Source organism: Halorubrum sp. AD140, assembly GCF_034497445.1.
Taxonomy (GTDB): Archaea; Halobacteriota; Halobacteria; order Halobacteriales; family Haloferacaceae; genus Halorubrum.
This window is the reverse complement of record NZ_JAXRUU010000355.1, coordinates 1-1,015: the sequence shown is the minus strand read 5'-3', so window position 1 is coordinate 1,015 and position 1,015 is coordinate 1. Positions and strand designations below refer to the sequence as shown.

The 1,015-nt window shown below is 60.4% G+C and carries 1 pseudogene; it reads right to left on the bottom strand.

Features of this window, described 5'->3' with window-relative positions:
* Positions 1-1,015: pseudogene (locus U4E84_RS18820) on the bottom strand (DNA polymerase II, large subunit DP2); the annotation flags it as partial.

Genomic DNA, 1,015 nt, shown 5'->3' with positions numbered 1-1,015 from the left:
GCAGGGTGTCGTCCTCGTCGGCGCGGTATCGGATCGCCTTCGCGATCGGTTGGAGACTCGGCTCGTGACTCTGGTCAAACGTGTACGTCTGCCAGCCTTCGTGTACGCACGTTCGCTTTTTGAACTTCCCGTCGACTTCGACGGGTGACTCGAGTTCGTTCCAGAACTCCTCGAATGTGAGATATCGGATCCGGCCCTGTGGATCGCGGGCAATGAGTCGGGAGTCCTCAGCGACACTGCCACCGCGTTGATCGGGGAGGTACTCCTTCGAGAAGTTGAGGAGCCCGTCCATGAGCAGCATCACGCAATCCTCGTCGCCGTCACACTGGGCGACCAGTAAATCGTTCGCCGCGAGCGTATGCGTCTCCGCGATCGTAATATTGTACGTGTACTTGACGTCGGTTTCGATGAAGTCGATCGAGGCGATCTCGTCCGTCTCGATGCCGCCGTCCGCCGTCACCGCAGACGAAGCGGTCGTCAACGCCTCTTGACGATCGGTCATGGCGGGAACCGAGTCACCGCGTTCCAGTTCGTTGGCGGCTACCTTTCGAACACCCGTGTCCGTGACCCGCAGCATCGTATGGTCGGGCGTTACGCGAATCGATCGCCCGCCTTTGGTCTCGACTCGGATGAGGTGGTCCTGACTGGGATGTTTCGAGACAGCAGTTACCGACTGTCTCGACCGATTTCCGTGTTCATCGATCGACGGGACCTCTATTTCTCCGTCGAGTTCCTGAACGAGCGTTCCGAAGTCGTCGGTTCGGGGGTCTTCGAGCCGGGATTCGACGAACGTCTCGATCGAGATCTCTCGGCGCACTCCGTCTTCCAGATACGCGATCTCCGTCTCCGGGTGGAAACAGTTCCGACGTTTCGCGGCGTGAAAGTACGGATGCGCGTATCCCACGGCGGCCGACGTGAAACCGACCACTCTCCCGACAGTCGCGGCGCTCGTGTGCGGCGCCATCCCGAAGACGAGCTCGCCGACGAGGTCGTCGCGCTCGTTCACCTCGTAGAA